At 59.9% G+C, this 7,301-nt stretch carries 8 protein-coding genes; 2 read left to right on the top strand and 6 right to left on the bottom strand.

The features are described 5' to 3' along the window. From AAC083_RS18760 to lptM, 5 genes are all read right to left on the bottom strand, one after another. On the bottom strand, positions 1-176 hold a 176-nt coding region (locus AAC083_RS18760), incomplete at its 3' end, for a site-specific integrase (RefSeq protein ID WP_258224768.1). Further along, entirely contained in the window at positions 169-849 is a 681-nt protein-coding gene (locus tag AAC083_RS18755; protein WP_181364820.1) for a DUF484 family protein, read from the bottom strand. The genes AAC083_RS18755 and AAC083_RS18760, both read right to left, overlap by 8 nt. A gap of 81 nt (positions 850-930) precedes the next feature. Then, entirely contained in the window at positions 931-1,761 is an 831-nt protein-coding gene (gene dapF, locus AAC083_RS18750; protein WP_042038414.1) for a diaminopimelate epimerase, read from the bottom strand. A gap of 88 nt (positions 1,762-1,849) precedes the next feature. Further along, the gene (gene lysA, locus AAC083_RS18745) at positions 1,850-3,100 is read right to left on the bottom strand and encodes a diaminopimelate decarboxylase (RefSeq protein WP_042038412.1); all 1,251 of its coding nucleotides are present in this window, start codon (positions 3,098-3,100) and stop codon (positions 1,850-1,852) included. 19 nt (positions 3,101-3,119) lie between these two features. After that, a complete protein-coding gene (lptM, locus tag AAC083_RS18740; protein ID WP_219927913.1) occupies positions 3,120-3,296 on the bottom strand; it encodes an LPS translocon maturation chaperone LptM in 177 nt (58 codons plus the stop codon). A gap of 73 nt (positions 3,297-3,369) precedes the next feature. On the opposite strand from lptM, the gene cyaY reads away from it, so the two are divergent. Together cyaY and AAC083_RS18730 are read left to right on the top strand one after the other, a co-directional pair. Next, a complete protein-coding gene (cyaY, locus tag AAC083_RS18735; protein ID WP_042038410.1) occupies positions 3,370-3,684 on the top strand; it encodes an iron donor protein CyaY in 315 nt (104 codons plus the stop codon). After that, complete coding sequence (locus tag AAC083_RS18730; RefSeq protein WP_108537409.1) at positions 3,681-4,334, top strand: alpha/beta hydrolase; 654 nt, start codon at positions 3,681-3,683, stop codon at positions 4,332-4,334. Before cyaY ends, AAC083_RS18730 begins: the two co-directional genes overlap by 4 nt. A gap of 126 nt (positions 4,335-4,460) precedes the next feature. Here the strand turns inward: AAC083_RS18730 and AAC083_RS18725 are convergent, their stop codons facing one another. Further along, a complete protein-coding gene (locus AAC083_RS18725) occupies positions 4,461-6,992 on the bottom strand; it encodes a class I adenylate cyclase (protein ID WP_108537408.1) in 2,532 nt (843 codons plus the stop codon). Positions 6,993-7,301: the final 309 nt, after the last annotated feature.

The following is a 7,301-nucleotide window of genomic DNA, read 5'->3' as shown; positions in this document are numbered from 1 at the left end:
TCGTTCAGGCCAAGCCTGACCAGCTCGGCGGCCATAAGATCCAGGTGAGATCGATAGTTGCTGCGGGTATGCGGGCTGAGCTGACGCTCGACCCTCAGGTATTCGATGAAGGCAGCCAACTCATCGGCCAGGCTGGTCGGCAGCGGCTCTGCTGCGGGAGATGGTGCCTTAGCCACGAACCAGCTCGGGCAGGCGCAGTTGCAACAAGCGCCCCAGCTGACCCAGCAACAGGGTGTCATTGTGGGGACTGAAGTGGCTGGGATCCGAGCTGGCAAAGGCCAGCACGCCGAGATCGCCGAGCCGCATCAGGGCGACGGAGTTGACCAGCACATCGTGGCCAAACAGCGCCTGCTTCTCGCTCTGGTTGAGGCGACCGAAGTAGTAATCCTGCCCCGGCAGCCGTTGACCCAGCAGCTGATCGAGCTGCTTGCCCTCCGCCATGAAGCGTTGCTCGGGGCCGCTCAACTGGAATTTTTTCGGGCTGAGCCAGAGCCGCAGGCCAGTCAGTCGCAGTCGCTGCACAAACGCCTTGCCCATCACGGCACTCACCTCGAACAGGGTCTGGCAGCCGTAGAGCTCGCCGTAGAGGTCGGCGTACACCCGGAAGATCCGCTCGTTCTCGCTGGCGATCCCCATCAGCTCGGTGATCTCCTGCTCCAGTTGCTCGATGCGCTCGCGCTGTCGGTCCATCTGGCGCTCAACCAGCGAGACCGAACCTTTGCGCTTGTGGGGAATGCGGATCCGATCCAGCATGGCCGCGTGGCGCTGGAAAAACTCGGGATAACGTGCCAGGTATTCCAGCACTGTGGCTTCCTCCACCAGTGATTCCTGCCGTTTGAGTTCGCTCATAACTTGGTTGGTCCATCTGAAAAAGGGGCACAAGGCCCCGACATTAGCGCTTGGCAGAGCGGAGCCATCCCCGCCCCATGCCTACAACTCTATCTGGCCGTCGAATACATGCTCGGCCGGGCCCGTCATATAGACCGGCTGACCCGGCCCCTTCCAGGCGATGGTCAGCTTGCCACCCGGCAAACTGACGGTGACCCGCTCCTTGAGCTTGCCCTGACTGATGCCGATCACCGCCGCCGCACAGGCGCCGGTACCACAGGCAAGCGTCTCGCCCACTCCGCGCTCGAACACCCGCAGCTTGATCTCGGTGGCGTTGACCATCTCCATGAAGCCGACGTTGACCCGCTCTGGGAAACGCTCGTGCCGCTCCATGATGGCACCCAGTGTCTCTACCGGCGCATCGGCCACCGAAGGCACTTCGATGACGCAGTGAGGGTTGCCCATGGAGACAACACCACACATCACAGTATGCTCTTGCGCCCGCAACAGATAGGTTTTTTCCGCCTTCTGGGCCCGAAACGGGATCTTGCCCGGTTCAAACTGGGGGACACCCATGTTAACCGTGACCTGATTCTCCCCTTCCAGCTGCAGGGTAATGCGACCACGGGCCGTGCTGACCGCGATGCGATCCCGGTTGATCAGCCCCTTGAGACGCACGAAGCGGGCGAAACAACGGGCACCATTGCCGCACTGCTCCACCTCGCTGCCATCGGCATTGAAGATACGGTAGTGAAAGTCGAGTTCAGGATCATAGGGCGGCTCCACCAGCAGCAGCTGGTCGAAGCCAATCCCGAAGTGGCGATCCGCCAATTTCTTGATGACGTCATTGCTGAAAAACACCTTCTGGGTGACACCATCCACCACCATGAAGTCATTGCCCAGCCCGTGCATCTTGGAAAAATCTATCAACATCGTGCGTTCCTGTACCCTTTAGGCAGTAAATGCTCACTGCACCAGCGATCGGTCAACTTATCACGCTCAATCGTGCGTTTCCCTGCTATCAGGGCAGTAGATGCTCGCCGCGCCAGAGATCGGCCAACTGCTCGCGCTCTCTGATGAGGAAGGATTGCGTGCCATCCACCAGCACCTCGGCCGCGCGCGGACGGGTGTTGTAGTTGGATGACATGGTAAAGCCATAGGCACCGGCCGAACGCACTGCCAGCAGGGACCCCTCAGCGATAGCGAGGGAGCGCTCCTTGCCGAGAAAATCACCCGTCTCGCACACAGGGCCGACCACGTCGTACAGCGCCGGCTCATGGGCCGCGCGGCTGTCCACCTCTATGATGTTCATCCAGGCGCCGTAGAGGGAGGGACGTAGCAGATCGTTCATACCGGCGTCGATCAGCGCGAAGTTGCGGGTCTCACCCGGCTTCAGGTACTCCACCCGGGTCAGCAGCACACCGGCGTTGGCGACGATGGCGCGGCCCGGTTCGAACAGCAGGGTCAGATCCCGGCCCGCCAGCTTCTGCTTGAGCGCCTCGGCATATTCGGTGGGGTGCGGTGGCTGCTCGGCGCCATAGTTGACCCCGAGCCCACCGCCCACGTCCAGGTGATGGATCTGGATGCCTTCTGCCGCCAGTTCGTCGATCAATCGCAGCAGCTTGTCAGCCGCCTCCATAAAGGGTGTCAATTCAGTGAGCTGGGAGCCGATATGGCAATCCACCCCTTTGATCTCTATGTTGGCCATGGCGGCCGCCTTGCGATAGATGGCGGGCGCCTGCTCGATGGGGATACCGAATTTGTTCTGCTTGAGGCCGGTGGAAATATAGGGATGAGTCCCGGCATCGATATCCGGATTGACCCGCACCGAGACCCGGGCTTTCTTGCCCATGCTGCCCGCCACCCGATTCAGCCGTTCCAGTTCGGCTTCCGACTCCAGGTTGAAACAGAAGATCTCTTTATCCAGCGCCAGTTGCATCTCGGCTTCGCTCTTGGCCACACCGGAGAAGACCACCTTGGCCGGATCGCCGCCAGCCGCCAGTACCCGCGACAGCTCGCCGCCGGAGACGATGTCAAAACCCGATCCCAGGCGGGCAAGCAGGTTGAGCAGCGCCAGGTTGGAGTTGGCCTTGACCGCATAGCAAATCAGATGGGGAATATCGCCAGCGGCCTGATCGAAGGCATGCCAGTGGCGTTCAAGGGTCGCGCGGGAGTAGACATACAGCGGAGTGCCGTACTGCTCGGCCAGGTATTGCAGCGAGGTGTGTTCGGCCTGAAGCTGGCCGTCGGCGTCGTAGTTAAAGTGATCCAAGGGGCGGTTCCTTCCTAAATTATTGCGGCGCGGCCTCTGGGGCGGCCTCGGCGGTCACAGGCGTCTGTGCTTGCGGTGTATTCTGGGTCTGGGGCTGCTGGGGGGGCGGCATGTAAAGCGGCCCCGTCAGGCCACATGCGGCCAAACCAAGAGACAGAGGAATGGCAAGCAGACACTTGGTAAGCTGGGTAATCATAATGGTTCGCTGCGAAAAATTTTTTGGCCCTCTATAATCGCACTCACATTGTTAAAAGCAACAGGATAAACCGATGAAGGATCACGAGTATCACGCCCTGACCGACGCCTTTTTCCAATATGTGGAAGACACTGTCGACGCAGGATATCCGGATATTGATTGTGAACGCGCCGGCGGGGTCTTGACCCTGTCGTTCGAGAACAGGACCAAGGTCATCATCAACAAGCAGGAGCCCCTGCACCAGATCTGGGTCGCCACCCGCGAGAACGGTTTCCACTTCGAGCTGCAAGGGGAAACCTGGATCGACAACCGCTTCGGCCATGAGCTCAAGGCCCTGCTGACCAAGGCCTGCACCACCCAGGCGGGTGAGGCAGTGGTATTCCCATGATCGACCGATATCCGCAGGACGCCCGCCACGCCGTGATCTGGCTGCACGGGCTGGGGGATTCCGGCGCGGGTCTGGCACCGCTGGTGGATGCGCTGGACTTGCCTGCCGACCTGCCGGTGCGTCATCTGCTGCCCGATGCCCCCGAACGCGCCATCACCATCAATATGGGCTACAAGATGCGCGGCTGGTACGACATCAAGAGCTTCGACGATCCGGTGGGTCGCGCCGTGGAGTCCCATGTGCGTGAATCTGCCGATCGTATCGCCGCCCTGCTGGATCAGCTGGTGGCCGAAGGCTTTGCTCCCGAGCGCATCCTGCTGGCCGGTTTCTCCCAGGGCGGCGTCATCGCCTCCTTCACCGCCCTGCGTCATCCGGCACGGCTTGCCGGGCTGCTCTGCATGTCCACCTATCTGGCGGCGCCCGATGCCCTGCTGGCGGAGATGAGCGAGGCCGCCCGCAGCCTGCCCATCTGCTACATGCACGGCATCTATGATGACGTGGTGAGCCTCTCCATGGGCTGGGACGCCAAGAATAAGCTGGAAGCGGCAGGGCTGACCCTCGAGTGGCACGAGTACCCCATGCGTCACGAGATCTGTCGCCCACAGCTTGACGACATCCGCAGCTGGCTGCTGGCACGCCTCGCGCACTGAGCAGGCTCCGGATAGCCAAACGGCCTGCATCTGCAGGCCGTTTTTATTCGGCAGGTTCGAAGACCCGTATCAGCAAGAGGGCCATGCCGGCTGCCTTGTCGCCAACCCCATGCCCGACCTCTGGCGCTACCCCGTCGCCGAGCCCAATTCACGGGCCTGGCCTGCACCGTCACGCAGCTGTCCCTGGCTGCGGTAGGGGATCACCTCCAGCTCGCCATTGACCTGCACTATCTCGTAGTACTGTGGCAGGTTGAAGTTGCTGAACTGGCCTGCATCGCTGAAACGCTCGTGGCTGGAGGTGTAGAAACGGTTCACCCCCTGCACCAGCTCATCCTTGTTGCCGGCAAAATGCTGGTAGATCTCCACCCGGTTCGCCTCATCCAGGATATAGATGTTGGTACCCGCATCCCGGGTATCGAAGAAGAACTGCACCAGCCCTTCGCTGGCATAGGAGTCGACGATACCGGGCAGGTGCTGGCTATGAGTCTTGTCGAGTCGCAGCGGCAGGTGATCCAGCTTGTTGTGGGAGATGTGACGGTAAAAATCGATGGCGTTTTCCAGCTTTTTGACCGACACCCCGCGCCGCTCGAAGAAGATGCCGTACTTCTCGCGGCCCAGTGCCAGCGTCTTGACCAGCTGCTGCTTGTCACGGGCGAGGCGCAACTCGATGCACTCGGCCACCAGCTGCTGGAAACGGGTCCGCACCAGGGAGCGGAAGTGCTGACTGTAACAGAACACCTCTATCATCTCGGGGGCGGCGGCGTCCTGGTGCATCTTGCCGAGTATGGTGGTAAGGGCGTCCACCACGGCTTCGTCACCCTGGAAGTGCAGGGTGCGGATCTCGCTCCAGGAGTTGCGATAAACCAGATCCACCGATCCCACCAGACACTCCAGATTGCGGCCAAACGAGAAGACATCGGCGGCATTGGCGTCGAATTCGATCACCTGACCCACCCAGTGGCTGGTCGGATCCGTCTCCAGGTTGAGGAAGATGGAGAGCTGACGGATCTCGCACGGACGGCTGAGTGCCAGGTTGGTGGCACGGGGATACTTGACCGGGAAGGTGCCGGACAAGTCACGACAAAACTGGTGCAGATTGTCGATGTGCAGATCCGACCCCTGATTGAACAGGTGTACCCGGGACTGGGGCGTCAGCAAACCGTTGAAGTAGGCCCAGGAGACCAGCTTGCTGATGTAGCCGTTATATTCGAGCGGTGCCCGGCCTATGATATCCACCGGTTCGAGGGAGTGCTTGTAGAGATACCAGCCAGCGCGGTTGAGGCGGCCGTGGGGCACCTGCACCAGGCTGAGGTCCGGTTCGCTCAGATCCGGCGCTATGGTCAGGTTGATGCGCTGCACCTTGCCCGGCAGGCTCTCAAACGCAGCGTAGAGCTTGCGCGACAGTATGCCGATGTCTTCCGGGTTGATGGACTCGCTGATGTTGTTGCGCCGGGCAAACTGGATCAGATTGCGATAGCTCTGCATCAGGGCTTCCAGCAGCTCGGCGTGGGCCACCTTGACGTCCTCGACCTTCCACTCCTGGCGGTGATCCAGATGATGCAGCCGCTCCGGACTCCAGCCCCAGTAGGCCACCAGCTGGGTCATCTGCTCGCGGCGCCAGGCCGGGGAGTGATCCTCTTTCGGATGGCTGAGGCCGTCACACACTTTCAGATAGAAGCAGCGTCGCACCAAATCCAGCCGCTGCATGTCGCCGATGGACTTGAGGTAGTTGGTCACCTTGTCCAGCATCAGGCAGTAGTTGTCGAGCCGGTAGTGCATGCCCTCGTTGTGCTGGAACCAGTCGCGGCTGGTGACAGACAACAGGCGGGTATTGGGATACTCGTGGGAGTAAGCCTCCATCAGCACCGACTTGAGCACGGCTTTGTAAGGGGAGTCGATACCCTTATAGAGCTGCCACAAGGCGGAGCCGAAGTACTCCTCGGCGGGAATGCGGTTGAAACTACCAAGATCGAGCCAATCGTCCTGGCTCAGCTTGTCGTGGGCAAACAGGCCGTTCACGTACTCGTCGTAGTGATCGTCATACTCGGCAGGCACCAGATACCAGAGCAGGCGCTTGCCAGCGATCAGCATGGCGCTGCGGTAGAACTCGTCGAGCAGCAGCAGGTGCTGGGCGCTACCGCAGCTCTCCCCCTGCATCTGGGCATCGTTGCGCTGGCGGAACTTGTCCTCGGGGATCAGGAAGAAGTTGAGATCGACCCCACGCTGCTCGGCCCACTTGGAGAGTTGCTGGCACTTGAGATCCAGCAACTCGAGCCGCTCCTGCGACAAACCGGCCACGTGGCACACCCAAATATCGAGATCCGAGTAGCAGCACTGACCAATGGACGAGGTGCTGCCCATGGAATAGAGCCCCTGAATCGACTTGTCGTGGGTCGTGAGGCCGTTCTGGCAATTGGCGTTCTGGCACAGGTCCTGGATGAAGGCCTGCTGGGCCTCGTTGGCGGTAAAACTCCAGATGCCGTGGGGCACATCACCTGCCACATAACCGGGCAACAGGGGATGATTGAAGTGCAGCATAACGGGCAGCAGTTGGAAGACCTGCTGCCCGTAGCGACTCATGAGACCTAACGCCCGTTGCGTCTTGAGACGATTGAGTTCGTCGTAGCGCGCCACCAGCGTATCGAGTTTTACCAGCAATGCCCTGCCTATACCGAGGTAAGAAATGACGCACCAAAACGGGGAAGACGTCAAAAAAGTGTGATCATGTTAACAATGCAAACAGCGGTGGTAAACAAGCCCGCACTGAATCACTGGATTATTTATGACTCACTGCTTAACAGTATCAACGGAAAGCAATAAAAATTAATAAATTCAATGCATTAATAAATTTATTCTACTTAATGAAAATCATTTTCAACCCCTCTTTTTGAGCTTGGCCCCGCTTTTGCTGGCTACGCCATGAAAGCCCCTGCAAAGGGTGGTAAGATCGTTTTCCTTCTAAAGATG

This window comes from Aeromonas sp. HMWF014, from assembly GCF_963878295.1.
GTDB lineage: Bacteria > Pseudomonadota > Gammaproteobacteria > Enterobacterales > Aeromonadaceae > Aeromonas > Aeromonas popoffii.
The sequence above is the reverse complement of the archived record's forward strand: the minus strand, read 5'-3'. Positions and strand labels throughout refer to the sequence as shown.